A 20,146-nucleotide genomic window follows, 5' to 3' on the forward strand; every position below is an offset into this window, starting at 1 on the left:
TAGACTGCAGCTATGAACCCGTTGAACTTAGAAATCGAGAGGGGCTTGGAATATGTCGCAACCCAGGAAATCAGTCTTCATCACATTGGCTCTGGTTCTAATGCTTGCCGCCGTGCTGTCTGCGTGCTCGAAGTCTAATACTGCAAGCCCTGACACTTCCGCATCTTCCGGGAATTCCGGATCGAAGGAGAATATTAAGCTGCGGATGACGGTCTGGGGCTCACCGGAGGAAGTGGCTCCTTATAAAAAAGCGATTCAGAATTTCGAGGCCAAGCATCCGAGCGTTAAGGTCGAGCTTCAGCATATTGCCGCCGATTATGATACCAAGCTGACGACTATGGTCGCCGGGAATGATGTTCCGGACATTGCCATGATGGAATCGGGCACAATTGCTTTTCCGATGGCGGAGCAGGGCAAATTCTATAATCTTCAGGAATTCCTGGATACGGATGCCGATATCAGTCCGGATACGCTGGTTCCCAATATTACCTACTCGCTAGAGCCGGGCAATGTTATCGGGATCGGTCCGGGGCCTGAATCCTTCGGCCTGTTCTACAATGAGGATATCTTCAAGGAAGCCGGAATTGAGCCTCCCCCGTCGAATGTGGCCGATGCCTGGACCTGGGATGAATTCGTCGAAGTCGCGAAGAAGCTCACAGTAGACACGAACGGCAAGACGGCAGACCAGGAGGGCTTCAATCCGGCAAAAATCAAGCAATACGGCGCAAATATCTCCACCTGGTGGGGGGTATACAGCAACTTTATCTACTCCAACGGAGGGGATTTCATCTCGGCGGACGGCAAAACCTTCGGCCTGAACCAGCCGGAGGCGGTGGAAGCTCTCCAGAAAATATCTGATCTGATGAATGTGCATCATGTCTCCCCTTCACCTGTGCAGTCCAAAAATATTCCGGCAACGAATGTGGCTCTTCAGACCAAGAAGGTGGCGATGACTGTAGACGGGCAATGGGCAAGCGCAGGCCTCGCCCAATCGAAGTTCAACTTCAATGTCGGAGTGATGCCTGTCATGAAGGAACCGGTTACCACCGTGGTCTGCGGCATGTTCTCCATCTTCAAATCCACGAAGCATCCCCAGGAGACCTGGGAGCTGCTGAAGGCGCTGCTCGATCCTGAAGCTTCCATTGATATGCTGACAGCCGGAACCTGGATGCCTTCACCTAAGGATTGGTACACCGATCCTGCACTGCTGGCCAAATGGACAGAGAATCTGGATGCCAGACCATCCGGCTATAAAGAAGCCATCGTGGATGTGATTCTGAGCAAGGGTCATCAGACGCCGACCGGATATGTGAAGAACTTCAACAATATTATGGACCTCGTCAATCCCGCCTTGGATAAGGTATGGCTCGGCCAGCAGACGGCCCAGGAGGCGATGGACTCCATCGCGGCGAAGGCCCAGGCCCAGATTAAGGGGCGGCGCGATATCAAGGAATAATCAACTGCGAAATCACAGCATGGAGCGGCGTCCGTTGCCTCGTTCGCCGCTTTTTGTGCACTGAAAGAATGGATATGCGATTTCGAGACTGGAGGCCGGTATGCGAAAGGGAATGTTCTATGGGCTGTTGTTCACGGCCCCCGCCATCCTTGGATTTGCCATTTTTACGCTGGGTCCCATGATCGCCAGTCTGGTGCTCAGCCTGACCGACTACAATGTGTTCAAGGAACAGACCGCCTTTGTGGGTCTGGATAATTTCACACGGCTGTTCTCAGGTGAGGATGAGCTGTTCTATAAATCGCTGGGGATCACCTTCTATTTCGTCGTGCTGCGTGTCCCTGCGGTGATTCTCCTCTCCTTCGGGATTGCGCTGCTGCTGAATCTCAATGTGAAGGGAAGGGCGATCTTCCGTACGATCATCTATCTTCCGAGCATCGTTCCGGCGGTGGCCTCGGCCATGATCTGGATGTGGCTGCTTAACCCCGATCTGGGCCTCATCAATTCGCTGCTGAGCCGCCTGCATCTGCCGACCAGCAACTGGCTGTACGGGGAAGGGAGTGTTATCCCCTCGGTCGTACTTACCACGCTGTGGGGGATCGGCAGTACGGTGATTATTTTCCTCGCCGGACTCTCCGGCATCCCCCGGCAGTATTACGAAGCGATTGAGGTGGACGGGGGCGGCTGGTTCCGCAAGCTGAGCCATGTGACGGTTCCGATGGTCACCCCGACGATCTTTTTCAATACCATCATGACCATTATCGGTTCCTTTCAGGTCTTCAACGAAGCTTACATTCTGACGCAGGGCGGACCGAACAACCAGAGTCTGTTCTATGTATTTTATCTGTGGAGAACGGGCTTTCGGGATGCCGAAATGGGCTATGCGTCTGCGCTGGCCTGGATCTTGTTCATCATCATTCTGTTCTTCACATTCATCGTGTTCAGAACCTCGAAGTCGTGGGTGTATTACGAAGGGGGGGACCGGACTTGAGGCCATCGAAGCTTTCACTTACCGCAGGCTACGGAGCGCTGATCCTGATCTCCGGCATGTTCATCATTCCATTTGTCTGGCTGATCCGCAGCTCGCTGATGAATTTATCACAGATATTTACCATGCCTCCCGAATGGATACCGAAGCCGTTTCAATGGAGCAACTTTCACAAGGCGCTGACGGTGCTGCCGTTCGATGTGTTCTTCAAGAACACGCTGATTATCGTAGTTACGGTGCTTGTGGGGACCGTGATTACCAGCAGCATCGGAGCGTTCGGATTCTCACGGATTCAGTGGAAGGGCAGGGATACGGTGTTCGCAATCCTGATGACCAGCATGATGCTGCCGGCGGCGGTCACGATTATCCCGAGCTTCCTCGGCTGGCAGATGATGGGGTTATACGATACGCTGTACCCGCTGATTGTACCCGCTTATTTCGGCGGAGGAATCTTCAATATTTTCCTGCTCCGGCAATTCTATTTGACGATTCCGCGCGATTTCGATGAAGCGGCCTTTGTGGACGGGGCGAATTACTGGCAGATCTACACCCGGATTATCTTTCCCTTAAGCCGTTCTGCCATCATTGTGGTCGCCTTGTTCAGCTTTCTGGCCTCCTGGAATGACTTCATGGGCCCGCTGATTTATCTGAAAAGCGACAGTCTCTTCACCCTCGCGCTGGGCCTGCAAATGTTCCAGGGGACCTACACCGCGCAGTGGGATCTGCTGATGGCGGCCTCGGCCACGGTCGTGCTGCCCTGTGTTATTGTATTTCTGGCCGGACAGCGTTACTTTCTGGAGGGCATAACCTTAACGGGATTAAAAGGATAAAGGAGGCGGGAAACGGAAATGGCAGAGCAACAAGCGAGAATTCATGCCTGGCAGGGCGTGTCTTTTACGGGAGTCACGATAGATGATCAGTTCTGGCTGCCGCGTCTGAAGGTGCTCCGGCAGACCACGCTGCCGGATTGCCTGTCCAAATGTGAGGAGACCGGCCGCATCAATAACTTCGCCAAGGCCGGGGGACTGCTGGAAGGGCATTACGAAGGAAAGTATTATAATGATTCGGATGTCTACAAGGTGCTTGAAGGCGTGGCCTATGTCCTGATGTCAGAGCGGGATGCGGCGCTGGAGGCGGAGGCCGACCGGATCATCGGGCTGATCTCGGCTGCGCAGGAAGCAGACGGTTACCTGTGCGCTTATTTCACCCTGGAGAATCCGGAGGGCAAATGGACGGACATGGAGAAGCACGAGATGTACAACGGCGGCCATCTGATCGAAGCGGCGGTTGCCTACTATGAAGCGACCGGCAAGCGTGAGCTGCTGGAGGTGGCCTGCCGTCTGGCCGATCATATCGACGGGGTGTTCGGCCCCGGCAAGCGGCACTGGGTGGAAGGACATGAGGAGATCGAGCTGGCACTGGTGAAGCTGTACCGCGCCACAGGGACGGAGCGCTACTGGAAGCTGGCCTTGTGGCTGCTGGAGGAGCGCGGCCATGGTCACGGCAAGGGCGCGATCTGGGACAACCCGGAGTGGGGACTGCCGTATTGCCAGGACGATGTTCCCGTCCGCGAGATTAAGCAGGTCACCGGCCATGCCGTCCGGGCGGTATATCTGTATACGGCAATGGCGGATATTGTCCATGCTTCCGGCGATTCCGCTTATGCGGAGGCTCTGCACCGGGTCTGGATACATACGGTGGAGCGGAACATGTATGTAACGGGCGGCATTGGGCCGTCGAGACATAATGAAGGCTTCACTTCCGATTACGACCTGCCCAATGAGACCGCCTATTGCGAGACCTGCGCCGCCATTGCCATGGTGTTCTGGAATCACCGGATGAACCTGACGTTCGGGGACGGCAAATATGCCGATGTGGTAGAACGTGAGATGTATAACGGCGCTTTGTCGGGGATTTCCCTGTCCGGGGATCAGTATTTCTATGAGAATCCGCTGGCTTCACAGGGCGGGCATCATCGTGTGCCGTGGTTTGAAACCTCCTGCTGTCCGACCAATTTGGCCCGCTTCCTGCCTTCCCTGGGCCAATACGCCTATGCTGTTACAGAGGACGGCCTTGCGGTGAATCAATATATGAACAGCGAAGCGGAGCTTAGGCTTGCCGGCGGGCTGGACGTCAGGCTGAAGCTAAGCACCCGGTATCCCTGGGATGGCCGGATAGAGCTTGAGGTGAACCCTGCTGCAAGCGCAGAATTCAGTATCCGGCTGCGGGTGCCGGAGTGGTGCAGCGGATACCGGGTAGAGGCGGGAGGCGCCGGACCGGAAGCCCTGACGGATAAGGGGTATCTGGTGCTGGACCGGAAGTGGTCTCCGGGAGATAAGGTTGTGCTTGAGCTGGATATGCCCGTGAATAAGGTGCGGGCCCGGCCGGAGGTGGAGGCCGACCGAGGGCGTGTTGCCGTGCAGCGGGGACCCGTTGTATATTGTCTGGAGCAGACGGACCATCCCGGATTATCGTATGATGGATACTCCATGCCGTCCGGGGCGAAGTTCCGGGTGGAGCACCTGCCGGAGCTGCTGGGCGGGGTAACGGTGCTGCTGAGCCGGGATAAAGACGGCAGGCCGCTCCGGTTCATCCCATACTATGCCTGGGATAACAGGGAGCCCGGATTCATGCAGGTCTGGGTCCGGGAACGGGAAGGAAGTGGCCTGTACGGCTATTGAATTCGCTAGTGCAGAGCAAAGGAGGAGATTCGCTTGCGCGGAATTACGAACCCGGTTATCCCGGGCTGGTATGCTGACCCGGAGGCCAGAACCTATGAGGGCAGGCATTATGTGTATGCCACCAGATCTTTTACGGAATATACCCGGCAGATGAACCTGGAGGTCTTCAGTTCTACGGATCTGGTTCATTGGACGACCCACGAGGGGATCATCGAAATGGATGATTTCCCCTGGATCTGGAGAGCGGTATGGGCTCCGACCCAGATTGAGCAGGGCGGCCGGCATTATCTGGTCTTTGCCTCCAACGATATCCAGAAGGACGGCGAAGCCGGCGGGCTGGAGATTGCTGTTGCGGATGCTCCCGAAGGCCCCTACCGGGGGTATCTCCACCGCCCGCTGATCGGCGGGTTCATTCACGGCGCCCAGCCGATCGACGCTCATCTGTTCAAGGATGAGGACGGTGCAATCTACCTGTACTACGGGGGCTGGGGACATTGCAACGTGGCCCGGATGAATGAGGAGATGACGGGGTTTGTTCCGTTCCCGGACGGAGAGGTCATCCGTTCCGTCACCCCGCCGGGTTATGTGGAGGGGCCGTGTATGATCAAGAAAGACGGCCTGTATTACCTGATGTGGTCGATGGGCGGGTGGACCAACGGGACCTACAGGGTCGCTTATGGCGTAAGCGACAACCCGCTGGGACCGTTCGCGAACCTGGGGACCATACTGGAGAGGCAGGAGCCCGTGGCGGAAGGCCCCGGACATCACGGATATTTGCATCTGCCGGAACGCGATGAATGGCTGATCGTCTATCACCGCAGACTCATCGGCGACCCGGAGCCGGGCAACCGCATGTTATGCATCGACAGACTGGAATTCGCTGACGGGGCCATTAAGCCGGTAAGGATGACCGACCGGTGGTAAGCTTGTCGGCTTATCTTAGGTGAATACAGGAGGAGTGAGGCCTTGGCTTATGACAGGGCCTCTTTTGTCGTGTTGCTGGAGGGACTCTTCATTCAATTAATGTTTTTCACCACTGTATTCCCAGAATGTTGTACATATTGCAACTCGGAGACCTGGATATCGGGGGATTTAATAGAGTTGTTGTATAAAATGCAAGAATTGCCCCCCGCTAAGCGTTTGGAGGATGAAAAATCCTGCTTTTTATGCAACAATATTGGAATGTAGCCGGGATGAGCAGGGGAATGTTGTATTTTGAGCAGGATTTTCACTGGGAGGTAGGGGGAATGCCAAGTGTTCATGATAATGAAATTGTTTCCTATAATGTTGATTTACAAAATGCCAAAATTACATTCCAAACTTTGGGCGGCAAAGACAATGAGGTTCCTGTCATAATTGAGTTTATTGAAGTCTTGGCTTATTTTTTTGAAACACAGTTGCTAGGGAGTATTCTTCTTGATATCAGCCAATTCGAAATAAGTTTATTTGTCACAAATAACAAGGAGTTATTAGAGAAGCAAAAGGACTCCGCTTGGCCGGTGTATTATGACAAAATAGAGGATTTGCTTGAATATTTACTACATAAAAATTACAACTATTATGTGATCTCCGCTTCATATGGTCTTAATGGATGGGTAATTGCTAAGGAGTATAATATTTATAACTGAGCAGAACGTTGTAAAGTTGACCTTGAGGGAGCTATCCCTCAGGGTCTTTCGTTTCTATGAGCGTTTGAAGAGAATGAGTAAAGCTTTGAAACCAAGCTTAGCCCCAGACATTGTTATCTCCTGTCATCCCCTACCCTGTAGCGCCGATTTCACAAGCAATAACCACGGTATGCTGCCGGTAGCGGGGATGCTGCTCTCCGGGTGAACCTCTGCGGCAAGAAGCAGCATGTGATAGCTGAGGCCAGTGATTGCGGCAGCGCTGCCGGATTGCAGCAGTGTCTGTTCATCGGTGGACGTAAGCTGCGGGACCTGCTCGCAAGACTGAGCGATGGCTGCATAGAGCAGCCATTCCGCAGCGTCACCAGGAAGGCTATAGTGTTGTGATTGCTCGATGTAATTCGCACACCATTGCATTCTAAATGAAGCGGGTGCATCCAGTAGTCCTCGCAGCAACGGCAGTGGAAGTCTGCTCCAGAGAAAGCGCGCAGCGCCGGTAAGCCTGCCAAGCAGAAGCAATGTGTCCCAAGCGCCTGCTTGAAGCAGCAGTTGGGCTGCGTAGGAACAATCTGTAGAGCGAAGCGGTGCGTCTGCGCGGTGTTCCGAATCGGCTAAGCTGCCGATATCGGGGGCCGGGAAGGAACCTTCTGCCGGAACAGAAGGGTCTTCTTGCTCTTCGGTTTGGTATTGTGGCAGCCTGGAATGGCTGGTTTCAGCGTGGGAGGAGGCGACTTGGCGCTCCTGCATGCGGTTAGAGCCTGCCCGATGCTCCGCAGGGCAGGCTTGCTGCTGCGCGAGCCGGCGATGCGCGGCTGCGAGCCCGGGCGGCAGCTCCGCCAGCCGCCCCAAGCCTTGTCCTGCCGTGGCGATCCCGCCGCTGCGGCAGGACAAGGCCCACAGATAGCCGGATACCCACGGGTAATCCGGCGAATCCTCCCGCATCCGCGCAAGCGCGGCGGATGCGTCCCCGGGCTGTTCCGGGTCCCGGAACAGCGTCCCCAGCAGCACCTGAAGCACCTGCCGGATATCCTCCGGCAGCTGCGGTGCTGCGAGAAGCGCCGCCAGCCAGGGGGCGGCGCGGGCATTGAGTGCGGCAGGCACCAGCCTGCTCAGCACTCGCCGGGGCAGGGCAGGGAGCATCTGACGCGTGAACACCGTCAGCTGCTCCGCTTGGCCGGACAGCAGGCACAGCGCGGCCAGTTGCTCCCAGGCGGCAAGATCGTCAGGCGAGTAGCCGATCGCCTGCCTGTAATGCTCTATGGCTTCCGCGTAGAGGAAGAGCCGCTCGCAGACCCGCCCGGCGAATAGGCGGGTGCGGTAGGTTCCGCTGCCGGAGGAGGAAGGGTATTTATGCGCGGTATCCCCGCTATCCAGCGCCCGCTGGAGCAGAGGATACGCCCGCCATACCTGCCCTTGCTCCATCAGCAGCCCCGCATAGCTCTCCAGCAGATCAGTGAAATCTGCATATCTGATACTCCCGGCTTCATAGATAGCCTCCGCCTCTTCGGGCCGACCTCCCGCCTGAAGGGCGAAGGCTGTCTTGAGATACAGGTCGGCGGTATAGCCGGAGTCGGGCTGAGCTTCTTCCAGCAGTGGCAGCAGCAGGTCCGACGCAGCCTGATATTGCCCCTGCTGGTAATATTCCGTGCCCAGTGCATACCGCAGAGGAACGCTGTCCGGTTCAAGCCGCAGAGCAGCGCGGATCAGCTCCAGATTGCGGCTGGCTTTATTTTTGCGCTGAAGCTCATCATCCAGATAGCCGTAATGGTGTACAGTTAGACGGGCATAAGCGATATGTCCTCCGGGGAGGCTCCAGATGCTGGAGGCCACCTCTTCATGAATGCTCCCGCGAAAACAAATACGTGAATCATTACGGAACAGCCGGCACACATTGTCTGTTGTGTATTCGCACCCGGCGTCCTCTCCTACATAATGGATAAAAGGCAGGAAATATCCGTCCGCACGCTCCGATTCCAGCAGACGCTCTAACTCCTCCGCCTTCCAGTCAGCAAGGGCTTCATCTGCATCCAGTACCAGAATCCAGCCATAGGAGGCCAGCTGCAGGGTATGATTACGGGCTTTGGAGAAATCGTGTTCCCAGGGCAGGCTGACCACCCGGGCACCGAACCTGCGGGCGATAGCCATACTGTTATCCTCTGATCCGGTATCAGCGATAATGATCTCCGAGACCATACCCTGAACAGACAGCAGACATTGCTCCAGATGCTGCGCCTCATTCCTGACGATCATGCACAGCGAGATCCCGGGAGTATCCATGGTCTGTAAGCTCCTTTCTAACAGTATTTGATTGAAAAAGTGGGAGTGCACAGCAAGCGGAGCGGGTATATTCCTGCCGGACTGGAGAGCCGTTATTTCCCCAAAAACAGTACTTTTGACGGAGTGGCGGACTGAGAGGACCCTATTGATTCTCTAACCGATGATTTTGGGCAGCATATCCGCCTTTAAGCGCACTGGAGTCCGTAACCCTTCCCAAGCATGCGTTTTCTCTAAAATAAACGATCCTCAGTCCGCAACGCTCTGTCACACCGGCACTCTCCTGAAAAAATGAACTATAAAGAGGTAACTCCCATCATCTGGTGATACACTAATCGGCTGATCTGGGAAGCGGTAGAGAGAGGCGCGCAGCCGCAGCCGCCGGTGAATATATGGCCGAAGTTATGAGTGCAGCCAGAACCTTGTCAGCCAAAAGAATCCAGGGCTGCACAGCCGCAGCAATAGCAGATAAAGGGACTTCGGTATTCCGGTCCGCCGGGACAACTGCAGGATGACTAAGCAACCCGGTGATATCATCGTAGCCCAGCTCAGCTGCGGAAGCTGCTTCTGCCCGCTGCAACAGCTCCAACAAATCAGTAGTAGGCGGCACCTCAAGCGCTGCATCATTCACCGCCCCCGCACCTTGCATCACGCTATCGATCTCACCCGCACTCTGCGCTGCATCATCCACCGCCCCCGTACCTTGCATCACGCTATCGATCTCACCCGCACTCTGCGCTGCATCATTCACCGCCCCCGCACCTTGCATCACGCTATCGATCTCACCTGCACTCTGCGCTGCATCATCCACCGCCCCCGCATCTTGCATCACGCTATCAATCTCACCCGCACTCTGCGCCGTAGCATCCACCGTTCCCGCACCTAGCATCACGCTATCGATCTCACCTGCACTCTGCGTCATAGCATCCACCGTTCCCACATCTTGCACCGCCGCATCGATCTCACCTGCACTCTGCATCGTTGCACCCGATGCTCCCGCATCCCGCATCACAGTATCTATCTCACCCGCATTCTGCACCCCGCCATCCATCTCTCCCGCTGCCACACCAGCCCTCACCCCGACCCCAAGCATATCAGCAGCCGCTGTGTAACAGCCATCCCTTACCAGCAGGCGTAGTAGCTCCTGGCGCTGTTCCGACAGAATGCTGGGCAACTGTCCGGCCAACCAGCCGTGGAGCTCTGGCTCGCGGCCCGTGCATTTGAATAAGCGCGTAAGCCGGGGGATCAGCAGCCAGGGGTCCGGCTGGAGCTGGGCTGCCCTGGTGAAGCAGGCTGCCGCTTCATGGTCTTCGCCGATCTGCTGGCAGACCTGACCCAGTAGTGTGTGGGTGAGATAGGTGCCTATCCCGGATTCCGTATGGTAGAGGGGAGGTGAGGCACCGATCTGCAGTGCCCTGCGCAGCGCCGCCTTGGCTTCGGCTAAGGCTGAGACCTGCAGCAGCAGCGCACCTTTGAGATGGTGAAGATCGGGATAGTCTGGGAAGATCGAGCTTCCCTGCCCGCACGCCTCCAGCGCACCCGGGTAATCACCGGTTACCGCCAGGCAGCGGGCTTTGTATTTATAGAGCAGGTGAATATAGCTGGTGCCCGGCTCGGCCAGGTTCAGTGAGGTGCCGATATGCTCCAGCGCCTGCCCGTAATCGCCAAGCCGCATATACTCAACTGCCAGATTGAAATGCTGAAAAGCATCTCCAGGACTCTCCTCCAGCTGCTGCTTCAGCAATCCGAGATTACGGCTGATTTTATCTTTTCGCTCCACGACCCCGGCGGCATAGCCGTAGTGATGGACAATGACGGTGCCCATATGCATCGCGGCATCCGGGGTCTCCTGCACAATGACAGCCGCAATCTGCTCATGAATAATGCCGCTGAAGCGATAATTCGGGCGGTTCTTGAACATTCGGAGGATCGGGTTAACCGTAAGCGTCTGCGAAGCACGCTCTGTCCCCTGATGATTATGAATCCGCACAAAAAAAGCCTCATACTCCGTATGCTTCGCGCACACCAGCAGCTCATCCCGGCTCCCCGGATCCAGCTCCTCGTCTGCATCCAGCACCAGAATCCAGGTGCCGCGTGCCAGGGACAGACCGGCATTGCGTGCGGCGGCAAAATCCCCGTTCCACGGGTAATCGATAATCCGGGCACCGAAGCTGCGGGCAATCGAACAGGTGGTGTCGGTAGAGCCAGTGTCTACAATGATAATTTCATCCACAGCTCCGCGTACACTCCGCAGACAGCGGGCCAGGTTGTCGGCTTCATTTTTGACGATCATGCACAAGGAAATCAGCGGTTGTTGCGGTTTCGTGGTCATAAGCTCAGATCCGCTCCTCTCTGCCGCTGCGTGTAATTCCACTTCGTATGCCAGAGGGTGCAGCGCAGCACAGAGATGGATTGGGCAACCGCTGCCCTGTCCTCCTGAAGCGGACCCTGAACCGGCTGTCCCACCCCCTGGAGACGTTCTACAGCTTCTGCGAGACGCTGCTCCGCCAGATGCAGATAACAGAGCGCCAGTCCGGTGCTAACTGCATCGTCTGCAGGGGATTCCCCCAGGGCAAGCCGGTACCAGCCGGCAGCTTCCGCATAATGCCCGTTATCGATGAGCAGTTCTCCGAGATACCGCAGGGTTGCGCCTGAAGCTTCCTTGCTGCCTGCAAGGCCGATGAACAGTTCCCCCGCCTCTGCACGCCAGCCTTCCTCATAGAGCGCTTCTGCCAGAGTGCTTGTATGTGCCGGGAAGCGTTCAACCAGCCGCTTGCCCAGCGCGATGAACTGGTGCTTCACAGTGAGCCGGATCACCTCGGCAAGCAGAGTGGATTCCCCGAAGGCGGCGAACTCCGCTTGCTGCACGGCAGCATCGGACGCCAACCTTGCGTCGATCTCCAGCAATGCGGAACGCACCTCCGCAGGTGATTGCTGCCACAACTCCTCTTGCAGCTTCTCGCCCAGTTCCCATGTCACCATGGCTTCAAGAAGCCATAGCTGCCGCAACGTTTCTGTGTCCAATCCTCCGGCTGAGAGCTGTAGAGTGCCGGCCCGCAGCTTGGCGGCTGTCTTCCTGAACGAATGATATTTTCCGGTAATGATCCAGGAAGACAGCAGGAACAGCAAGGTGTCCTCTTCCAGCGGGCAGACCGCGGACGGCAGCTCTGCAATCGTCTTATAAGCGCCTAACTGATATAAAGTACCGATCATTGCGGTTCTCGAAGCACGCTGCGCTGTACCGGTCAGCTGTATCAACAGCGCGGCAATCTCTCCCTCTGGCACCTCCAGCTCCTGAAAAGCAGAGGCGATCCCCTCCAGAGCGGGGAGATACAGAGAGTGCTGCTGGAGCGCACGATGGAACAGCTGCGCGGCCTCCTTCTGCTTCCCGAGCTGCTGGAAGATGACCCCCATCCGGTGCAGCGGGCGGAAGCTGTCCATGCCCTGTTCGGTGACGTAGGCTCTGCGCGGAGCCGTGGCAGACGAGGTATCTATGGCGTGCTGGTAAGACTGGACGGCGCGTTCATAGAATCCTTGGCTCTCCCAGGACTGGCCCTGCATGTAATGCAGGTCGGGATAATCTCCATAACGTGTCAGCTCGCGGGTCAGCAGGCTGTCGACCGCTTTTACATGACCGGCGGCCAGATCGATTTTGCACAGATCGCGAATGATCGAGGGACGGTAAGAGGCTTGAAGCGGAGCGAGGGTAAGACACTGGCGCAGCAGTTCTCCGGCTTCCTCCAGCCTTCCATCCTGACAGCAGGTGACCGCCAGATTATAACGGGCGAACACATCGTCAGGCTCTTCTGCAAGTGCAAGACGCAGCAGCTGCTCGTTGCGGCTGACTTTATGCTTGGCGCTCATGACCGGGGGCAGGTAGCCGAAGTGAAGAATCTCTATTGGACTGGCCACGATGGCGGCGGACCCATGTTTTATGAGAATAGAGGACTCTACACTTTCATGAATTCTTCCGCTGAAAAGATAGCCCTGCCCACCCCGGAACAGCCGCACAGGATGGTGATACAGACGATCCTCCGGCCTGCTTCCCAGCAGGTTCTCTATACGCACCGTGTAGGCTTCAGCTGTGCTGTCTCCGAGAATCTCCTTAATTGACTCTATGGAAGTCTGAAGGATTTCATCGGCATCGAGGACCAGTATCCAGCTGCTGGCTGCATGGGAGAGACCGGTATTGCGTGCCTCTGAGAAATGGTGGTTCCACTGGGCTTCAATGATCGTTGCCCCGTACCTCCGGGCGATTTCCACGGACTGGTCCGTGGAGCCGGTATCGACCACTATGATTTCATCGGCGCCCTGCAGACTAGCTAGGCAACGTGGGAGCAGCTCGGCTTCATTGTTGACAATGAGCTGTACGCCGAGTGTAGGTTTGGCAGATGGATTCAAGATCGTTCCTCCTTCGCGGGCCTTAGTTCCTCCGGGTATTCTGCAAAATGAGCATGTAAAGCCGCTGCCGTCATATGTAGGTGCGGAATACCGCACAGGAAAGAGTACATGGGTACCCATGCACTCTTGGCTTTTGCATCGTATGACGGAAACTATACTTACGTTCCTTGTGCATCAAAAATAACATTAAGCGTAGAAGCTGCGCCTGGCGTGGCGGATTGATAGGAAAGGCGGGTGTATTTCAGGAACCGGGCAGGCACAATTACGTCTACAGAACCTGCTGCCAACGGATTGTCTCCAGTCGTATCGACGAAATAGTTGGTTCCGTCTGCACTGATCTCGACCCGTGTATTTACCGGATTGGCTCCGGTATTCACAATGAAGTAGGAATAGGTGCCAAGGACGCTAGTATTGTTGGCTGGTAGAGGCGTATAGGTATCTGAGGTAGCAATTGCGGTAGTAGGCAGCTCAATAAAGCTGCGCTGGGAAATAGAGGTTACGCTGCTCAGCGTACCGGCAGTGATCGTCGCGCCAAGCACGCTAGTAATCGTACCGGCAAGGATGTTCGTAACCGTACCAGCAGATGATAGAGTACCAGCAGTGATCGTCGCGCCAAGCACACTAGTAATCGTACCGTCTAAGAGGTTAGTCACTGTACCAGCAGATGTTAATGTACCGGCAGTAATAGTCGCGCCAAGCACACTAGTAATCGTACCGTCTAAGAGGTTAGTCACTGTACCCGCAGATGTTAATGTACCGGCAGTAATAGTCGCGCCAAGCACGCTAGTAATCGTACCGTCTAACAGGTTAGTCACTGTACCGGCAGATGTTAATGTACCGGCAGTAATAGTCGCACCAAGCACACTAGTAATCGTACCGTCTAAGAGGTTAGTCACTGTACCCGCAGATGTTAATGTACCGGCAGTAATAGTTGCGCCAAGCACACTAGTAATCGTACCATCTAACAGGTTGGTCACTGTACCAGCGGATGATAGAGTACCGGCAGTAATAGTCGCACCAAGCACACTAGTAATTGTACCCGCAAGGATGTTCGTGATTGTACCGGCCGAGGTTAATGTACCAGCTGTAATAGTCGTGCCAAGTATGCTAGTAATCGTACCGTCTAAGAGGTTAGTCACTGTACCCGCAGATGTTAATGTACCAGCAGTGATCGTCGCACCAAGCACACTAGTAATTGTACCCGCAAGGATGTTCGTGATTGTACCGGCCGAGGTTAATGTACCAGCTGTAATAGTCGTGCCAAGTATGCTAGAGATGGTGCCGTTCAAGATGACGGTGGTCAGATTCCCGCTGGCATCCGTGGTTAGCGGCCGGTCGATCAGGGTCGAGGGGTCCCGGCCAAAAATAAGTGTGCGCAAATTATCCGGATTCGCCTGAAATGAACTGAAATTTGGCAAAATAGAGTCATCCTTTCTGTGGGCAATTTCTACCGTCAGCCTGCTCATGAAAAGACCCAAACCGTCGTCTGGGTCCATAAGCATGTATAGGCTGCCGGGTTAATAGAGAGAAGCATGAGTTGGGGAGGACCATTCGAATGGTGTGATATTAGGATATGGAGCTTTTAAGAGAATGACTGGGTTAACTCTGCAAAAATACGCAGCCGCCAAACAACCTGCCGGACAGCTTCGCATACTATGAAAATATGCTAGACCGACAGAAGGAGTGAGAATATGCCAAATGAGACTGTGTTTAACCAGAATAGCCAGCCGCTGTATACCGAGCAGGTGAACACCTATATTGCACCCGGGATCGACACTCTGCCTGAAGCGGGAGCCGCGATGTCAGGCTTATTGTTTGGGATTCCTTTTGCCTCCACGGTGGGTACTTCAACCCCGCTTGTCATGCAGATAGCTAATCCCGGCGGTAGCGGACGTACCTTGTATATCTCCCGCATCATCGCAAGCACGGGAACAGCGTCAGTCACCTTAACCTTGCTGCGTAATGCAACGGTGGGGGGCATGGCGGTCACTCCGGTTAACTATAACTTCGGGAGTGCGGTCACAAGCGTCAGTACTGCCCGGACCGCTACGGCTGCACCTACAGGTTCCCCGGCGACATTAATGTCGATGCTGCTGGCTATAGGTCCGGTCATCCTTAATATGGACGGCAGGATTATTCTGCCGCCCGGCAACTCGCTTACGATATCGGTAACGATTGCGTCAGGGAGCACTTCGGCAACAGGCAATATCAGCTGGTGGGAATTTTAGAGCGGAAGGAGAAGGGATGAACCATGCCCAATAATTATGTGATCAATGACAATGACCAGCCGGTCTATGTGGAAATGACGAATACCTTCCGTGCCCCGGATATCAGCGCCCCGCCTGAGATGAGCGCTTCGCAGGCAGCCGTATTATTCTCGGCGAATGCCTCGAATTCAGCAACGATCGTGCTGTCGCTTCTCTCGGCTGTTATTTCAGTCCGCATCAGTAATCCTGCGGGCAGCGGCCGGACCTTGTATCTGTCCCGGATCAGCGGCAGTATCGGCGGCACCTCGGTGCTGACCTCAATCTCTGGCAGCTTTAGCATTGTCAAGGGAGGCACGATTTCTTCGCCGTCCACGGTGACGCCGGTGAATAATAATCTGGCCAGCGCGGCTGCAAGCAGCATGACGGTCCAATCCTCCACCGCAGCTATTTCCGGGGGCACTGTGCTGGCGAATGTTCAGATTGCGCCGGGAGTGTTCAGCCCGGCTTTTACCGGCAGCATTATTGTCCCTCCGAACAATGTCATCAGCATCAGCGTAAGCTCCTCAAGCGCGGCAGTCGGGACAATTATATCTGCGTTAAGCCTGAACTGGTGGGAGAGATAGCAGGCCGGTGCTTAAGCACCTCTATAGCTGTTTCACGCTAGACATCCTTCTATTTCTTGCTGAAACGGTACTGTCGCTTAGAGCACGGCAGAGCCGAGCCCACTTGACTTCAGGGTGACTAAGGTTTATTTTTCTATAAATGGATGAATTAGAGGATTGGGGAGGAGGAAGCATGGAGCGCTGTCTGTTTATACACGGCTTCACCGGAGGCGAATACGAGATTTCTCCGCTTGCGCAGTTTCTGGAGGCGAACGGTTATGTGTCCAGAATGTTTACCCTGCATGGACATGGAGGCGGCAGAAGGGAGCTGCTCCATTCAAGCCGGGAGGACTGGCAGCTAAGCGCCGAGGAGGAACTGAAGCAGCTATTCTCAAGCTCCGACAAAGTACATCTGATCGGCTTCTCTACCGGAGCGCTGATTGCGTCGCGGCTGTCGGTTCAATATTCTTCCAGGATTCAGTCGCTCACCTTGTTGTCAACCCCGGTGTATCCGCTCAACCCGGCCGAGATTCTGCGTACGCTGGTCCGCCCGGAGATGCTCAGGAATTATCTCAGCAAATGGGGTTCTACACCCATGAGGGCCACACGGGAGTTCCAGCGGCTGGTTCGTGAGAGCTTCGAGGTCTATCCGCAGCTGGAGGTACCGACCTTGATTGTACAGGGCAGGCGGGATCATCTGGTGAAATTCAAAAGTGCGGACTATCTCCGGCAGACGATTCCCTCGGAACGCAGACAGGTGCTTATTATGGAGCAAAGCGGACATATGGTCTGCCATAGCGCGGAGAGTCCCGCCATGATGGATGAAGTGCTCCGGTTTATCCGCCGCGCCGGCGATTCCGGGTAAACGAAGAACCCTTCCAGCACTGGAAAGGGTTCTTCGGTCTGTCGCTGCTTCTATGATTATACGTTGACATTGAGGAGGGGGCGTGGTATTTTCAGCTTAAGGAAACCGGTTTCCTATTGAAAAGGATGATTACCGTCCTCCCTCTATTCTTCTATTCCGTTATTGCCTGATTCCGTTAGTTATTCCGCAGCAGCCCCGCCGCTTCGCTTGGAAGATAACCGGGGAATCAACTCCGGCTCCAGCAGTTGTCCGCTCACGGCAGCTTCTTTGTTATCCAGCTTGTCCATTAATAATCGTCCTGCGGATGCGCCGAGCTGGAAGGTATCCATATCGAGTGAAGTCAGCGGAGGAGTGGTGTAGGGGGACAAGGGATATTCATCGAACGTGGCAATGCCCAGCTGTGAAGGAATGGAGATATTCAATTCCCGGGCCGCCTGCAGCACGCCGTAAGCAGAGAAGTTGCTCATGCAGACGATGGAGCCGGGGGGATTTGCACTTCGCAGGAGCTGCTTGGCTGCCTGATAGCCATCCTCCTGGGCCGCCCGGCCATTGATGATCCAGCCGCTCTGCACAGCCATTCCCGCCTCGCCGAGTGCCCGCTGATAGCCGGCTGCACGGCGCAGGAAGAGCGGCTCATCCTTCTCGCCGCCGATGAAGGCCACAGACGGGTAGCCCTGGTCCAGCAGATGCCGGGTCAGCATGAATCCGCCCAGCTCATTGTCGCAATCGACCCAGATTCCCGGAGCGTTGATCTCACCGATGGAGATATAGGGGAACTCAAGCCGGTTCAGCTCCGCGCACAGCTCAGGAGTCAGCACCGAGGTGTTGGCAATAATGCCGTCCACCCGCTTATTCAGCACCAGCCTCTGCAGGAAATGCCCCTCCGCATGGTCATGCTGGATATTGGCAATGGTCAGCTCATATTTCAGAGGACCAATGATGCTCTCCACCCCGCCGATAATGTTATAAAAGAACTGATTGAGAAACTCACTTTCCTTGGACATATCAATGAGGATAGCTATCGTATTGCTGCTCTGTCTGGCAAGTCCGGTGGCGATGCTGCTCGGGGTATAGTTCATCTGCTTGATGATGTCCCGGACCCTGGCCTTCGTTTCCTCGGATATTTTGGGAGAGTCGTTCATGACCTTGGATACAGTGGATTTCGCGACACCCGCTGCCTGGGCGATATCCTTAATAGTAACTTTCATAGCTTTCCCTCCCGTCCTTACGGTATGGTACGCCCTAATGGCGAACTTTGTTCTACCTGTCATAATAACACAGTTGCTGAGGCTGCTCTATGCGGCATAAAAGGAGAGTATACAGTATGCTTACCCGGTTATTCGTATATCACACAGCGGAGGACCCCTTTGCCTTCCCTGCAGGCCCCCGCCTGCTTAAACTCAGACTATTCGTGCAGAGCGGACAGTCCTTGTCCTGCACGGTTGTCCACGCTGACCGTTATGATTCACCCGGCCATGAGCTTCCGCAAGAGATGGAGCGGATCGGCTGTGCCGGAGCGTATGACATTCATGAAGCCCTTATTCCGGCCGAGACTGGCAAATGCCGGTATCTGTTCCACATCGGGAATCCCGCAGGTGAATACATATGGTATGGGGAGCGGGGAAGCTCGGAGAACAGGGACCAGGCGGGTGCCTTTCAATATGCCTATATTCACCGCCCGCAGGCTATCGCGCTGCCTGCCTGGAGTTCAGACGCGGTGGTCTATCAGATTTACCCCGAGAGCTATCATCAGGGGACGCTTCAAGGCATTACAGACAAGCTTACATACCTGCAAGAGCTTGGCGTGACTGCTATTTATATGACGCCAATCTTTGAATCGCCTTCCGGGCATAAGTATAATACTTCCGATTACTATAAGGTAGACCCCGGCTTTGGGACGCTTGAGGATCTGAAGATGCTGGTCGGGACTGCACATCGGCTGGGGATGAAGGTTCTGCTGGATGCGGTCTTTAACCATTCCGGCGATACCTTTTTTGCCTTCCGGGATGTATTGGAGCATGGGGAGGCCTCACGCTATAAGGACTGGTTCTTTATTCATTCCTTCCCGGTCAGCACTAAGCCGGCTCCCGGCTATGAGACCTTCGCCAAGGCGGAGTCGAGTATGCCGAAGCTGAATATGGATCACCCTGAGGTAGCGGATTACATGATGGACGTTGCCAGGTATTGGGTGCGGGAAGCCGGGATCGACGGCTGGAGACTGGATGTGGCTAACGAAGTGACTCCGGCCTTCTGGACAAGACTGCGGCGGGAGCTGAAGGCGGAATTCCCGGACCTGCTGCTCATTGGCGAGATTATGCATGCTTCCGGACCTTGGCTGCGGGGAGACCAGTTCGACGGCGGCATGAATTACCTGCTGCGGGATGCGGTGCTGGAGTTTTTTGCAGCGCAGTCTGCGGGGCCGTCCCGGTTCATGGAGCAGCTGCTGCATCAGGAAGCCTTGTACAATGATCAGGCCAATTCGGCAATGTTCCAGCTGCTGGGCAGCCACGATACGCTGCGTTTCCTGACCGCCTGCAAGGAGGGGGGGCGGGGCTGGGACCGGGAAGCTACGGCAATGAGCCGGATGCGGCTGGCTGTTTTTTTCCAGATGACTTATATTGGGCTGCCGATGATCTATTACGGGGATGAGGTAGGAATGGAAGGCGCTACAGACCCGCATTGCCGGCGGCCGATGCTCTGGGAGGAGCAGGCTCAGCATACCGGACTGCTGGACTGGTACAAGCGGCTGATCTCGCTGAGAACAGAGCATGAAGTGCTGCGCAGAGGGGCCTTCCGCCCGTGGTTCACAGATGAGACGCGCGGTGTCCTGGGCTATGTCCGGCGCAGCGGGCAGGACCGGATGGGGCTGATTATCAATAACTCCCCCAACCGCTACCATCTGGAGCTGCCCGCCTACCGTTCGGACACCAAAGTACTGACTGAGCTGTTAAGCGGACTCACCCTCCGCAGCTCAAGCAAGCTTCTTGTGGAGATTGAGCCGTTTGGCTGTCTGATGCTGCACTAACCTGTAACCTCTGTCCACGGTAAAA

At 55.5% G+C, this 20,146-nt stretch carries 15 protein-coding genes; 10 read left to right on the forward strand and 5 right to left on the reverse strand.

The window, feature by feature from the left end; all coding sequences use genetic code 11:
• Nucleotides 1-52 precede the first annotated feature (52 nt).
• The 6 genes from MKY96_RS01910 (at nt 53) to MKY96_RS01935 (ending at nt 6,750) form a co-directional block, all read left to right on the forward strand.
• On the forward strand, nt 53-1,456 hold the full coding sequence (locus MKY96_RS01910) for an ABC transporter substrate-binding protein (RefSeq protein WP_340938224.1): 1,404 nt from the start codon (nt 53-55) through the stop codon (nt 1,454-1,456).
• A 100-nt stretch (nt 1,457-1,556) separates the two neighbouring features.
• Complete coding sequence (locus tag MKY96_RS01915) at nt 1,557-2,444, forward strand: carbohydrate ABC transporter permease (RefSeq protein ID WP_076085002.1); 888 nt, start codon at nt 1,557-1,559, stop codon at nt 2,442-2,444.
• Nucleotides 2,445-2,500: 56 nt separating this feature from the next.
• Nucleotides 2,501-3,271, forward strand: coding sequence for a carbohydrate ABC transporter permease (locus tag MKY96_RS01920; protein WP_076085052.1), 771 nt, complete (start codon nt 2,501-2,503; stop codon nt 3,269-3,271).
• Between the two features lie 18 nt (nt 3,272-3,289).
• Nucleotides 3,290-5,122, forward strand: a complete 1,833-nt coding sequence (locus MKY96_RS01925) for a glycoside hydrolase family 127 protein (RefSeq protein ID WP_340938225.1) — start codon at nt 3,290-3,292, stop codon at nt 5,120-5,122.
• A 33-nt stretch (nt 5,123-5,155) separates the two neighbouring features.
• Nucleotides 5,156-6,046, forward strand: coding sequence for a glycoside hydrolase family 43 protein (locus MKY96_RS01930; protein WP_340938226.1), 891 nt, complete (start codon nt 5,156-5,158; stop codon nt 6,044-6,046).
• Nucleotides 6,047-6,327: 281 nt separating this feature from the next.
• Nucleotides 6,328-6,750: a hypothetical protein gene (locus tag MKY96_RS01935; RefSeq protein WP_340938227.1), complete on the forward strand. Its 423-nt coding sequence runs from the start codon at nt 6,328-6,330 to the stop codon at nt 6,748-6,750.
• A 123-nt stretch (nt 6,751-6,873) separates the two neighbouring features.
• Here the strand turns inward: MKY96_RS01935 and MKY96_RS01940 are convergent, their stop codons facing one another.
• The 4 genes from MKY96_RS01940 to MKY96_RS01955 all read right to left on the reverse strand — a co-directional run bounded on the left by MKY96_RS01940 (nt 6,874) and on the right by MKY96_RS01955 (nt 14,840).
• On the reverse strand, nt 6,874-9,024 hold the full coding sequence (locus MKY96_RS01940; protein WP_340938229.1) for a glycosyltransferase: 2,151 nt from the start codon (nt 9,022-9,024) through the stop codon (nt 6,874-6,876).
• Between the two features lie 328 nt (nt 9,025-9,352).
• Nucleotides 9,353-11,353 (reverse strand): glycosyltransferase, encoded by a 2,001-nt coding sequence (locus MKY96_RS01945; RefSeq protein WP_340938230.1) that lies wholly within the window; start codon nt 11,351-11,353, stop codon nt 9,353-9,355.
• Complete coding sequence (locus MKY96_RS01950; RefSeq protein ID WP_340938231.1) at nt 11,350-13,422, reverse strand: glycosyltransferase; 2,073 nt, start codon at nt 13,420-13,422, stop codon at nt 11,350-11,352. The genes MKY96_RS01945 and MKY96_RS01950 overlap by 4 nt, the downstream gene beginning before the upstream one ends.
• Nucleotides 13,423-13,580: 158 nt before the next feature.
• Nucleotides 13,581-14,840, reverse strand: coding sequence for a DUF6385 domain-containing protein (locus MKY96_RS01955; protein WP_340938233.1), 1,260 nt, complete (start codon nt 14,838-14,840; stop codon nt 13,581-13,583).
• Nucleotides 14,841-15,113: 273 nt separating this feature from the next.
• Between MKY96_RS01955 and MKY96_RS01960 the strand changes: the two genes are divergently transcribed.
• The 3 genes from MKY96_RS01960 to MKY96_RS01970 all read left to right on the forward strand — a co-directional run bounded on the left by MKY96_RS01960 (nt 15,114) and on the right by MKY96_RS01970 (nt 17,096).
• Nucleotides 15,114-15,650, forward strand: coding sequence for a hypothetical protein (locus tag MKY96_RS01960; protein WP_340938235.1), 537 nt, complete (start codon nt 15,114-15,116; stop codon nt 15,648-15,650).
• Between the two features lie 23 nt (nt 15,651-15,673).
• Nucleotides 15,674-16,252 carry a hypothetical protein gene (locus tag MKY96_RS01965; protein WP_340938237.1) on the forward strand — a complete coding sequence of 193 codons (579 nt, stop codon included), beginning with the start codon at nt 15,674-15,676 and terminating at the stop codon, nt 16,250-16,252.
• A 172-nt stretch (nt 16,253-16,424) separates the two neighbouring features.
• The gene (locus tag MKY96_RS01970) at nt 16,425-17,096 is read left to right on the forward strand and encodes an alpha/beta hydrolase (protein ID WP_340938238.1); all 672 of its coding nucleotides are present in this window, start codon (nt 16,425-16,427) and stop codon (nt 17,094-17,096) included.
• A 179-nt stretch (nt 17,097-17,275) separates the two neighbouring features.
• Here the strand turns inward: MKY96_RS01970 and MKY96_RS01975 are convergent, their stop codons facing one another.
• Nucleotides 17,276-18,304: a LacI family DNA-binding transcriptional regulator gene (locus tag MKY96_RS01975; RefSeq protein ID WP_340938240.1), complete on the reverse strand. Its 1,029-nt coding sequence runs from the start codon at nt 18,302-18,304 to the stop codon at nt 17,276-17,278.
• Nucleotides 18,305-18,420: 116 nt separating this feature from the next.
• Here MKY96_RS01975 and MKY96_RS01980 point away from each other — a divergent pair, with 116 nt between their 5' ends.
• Nucleotides 18,421-20,121, forward strand: coding sequence for an alpha amylase N-terminal ig-like domain-containing protein (locus MKY96_RS01980; protein WP_340938242.1), 1,701 nt, complete (start codon nt 18,421-18,423; stop codon nt 20,119-20,121).
• The last annotated feature ends 25 nt before the right edge of the window (nt 20,122-20,146 follow it).

Source organism: Paenibacillus sp. FSL R7-0302 (assembly GCF_038006885.1).
Taxonomy (GTDB): Bacteria; Bacillota; Bacilli; order Paenibacillales; family Paenibacillaceae; genus Paenibacillus_AQ.

Excerpts from the sequence above, each read along its gene's own strand:
- MKY96_RS01910 (WP_340938224.1), top strand. The coding sequence starts at position 53 with ATGTCGCAACCCAGGAAATCAGTCTTCATCACATTGGCTCTGGTTCTA.
- MKY96_RS01915 (WP_076085002.1), top strand. The coding sequence starts at position 1,557 with ATGCGAAAGGGAATGTTCTATGGGCTGTTGTTCACGGCCCCCGCCATC.
- MKY96_RS01920 (WP_076085052.1), top strand. The coding sequence starts at position 2,501 with ATGTTCATCATTCCATTTGTCTGGCTGATCCGCAGCTCGCTGATGAAT.
- MKY96_RS01925 (WP_340938225.1), top strand. The coding sequence starts at position 3,290 with ATGGCAGAGCAACAAGCGAGAATTCATGCCTGGCAGGGCGTGTCTTTT.
- MKY96_RS01935 (WP_340938227.1), top strand. The coding sequence starts at position 6,328 with ATGTTGTATTTTGAGCAGGATTTTCACTGGGAGGTAGGGGGAATGCCA.
- MKY96_RS01940 (WP_340938229.1), bottom strand. The coding sequence starts at position 9,024 with ATGGATACTCCCGGGATCTCGCTGTGCATGATCGTCAGGAATGAGGCG.
- MKY96_RS01945 (WP_340938230.1), bottom strand. The coding sequence starts at position 11,353 with ATGACCACGAAACCGCAACAACCGCTGATTTCCTTGTGCATGATCGTC.
- MKY96_RS01960 (WP_340938235.1), top strand. The coding sequence starts at position 15,114 with ATGCCAAATGAGACTGTGTTTAACCAGAATAGCCAGCCGCTGTATACC.
- MKY96_RS01965 (WP_340938237.1), top strand. The coding sequence starts at position 15,674 with ATGCCCAATAATTATGTGATCAATGACAATGACCAGCCGGTCTATGTG.
- MKY96_RS01970 (WP_340938238.1), top strand. The coding sequence starts at position 16,425 with ATGGAGCGCTGTCTGTTTATACACGGCTTCACCGGAGGCGAATACGAG.
- MKY96_RS01975 (WP_340938240.1), bottom strand. The coding sequence starts at position 18,304 with ATGAAAGTTACTATTAAGGATATCGCCCAGGCAGCGGGTGTCGCGAAA.
- MKY96_RS01980 (WP_340938242.1), top strand. The coding sequence starts at position 18,421 with ATGCTTACCCGGTTATTCGTATATCACACAGCGGAGGACCCCTTTGCC.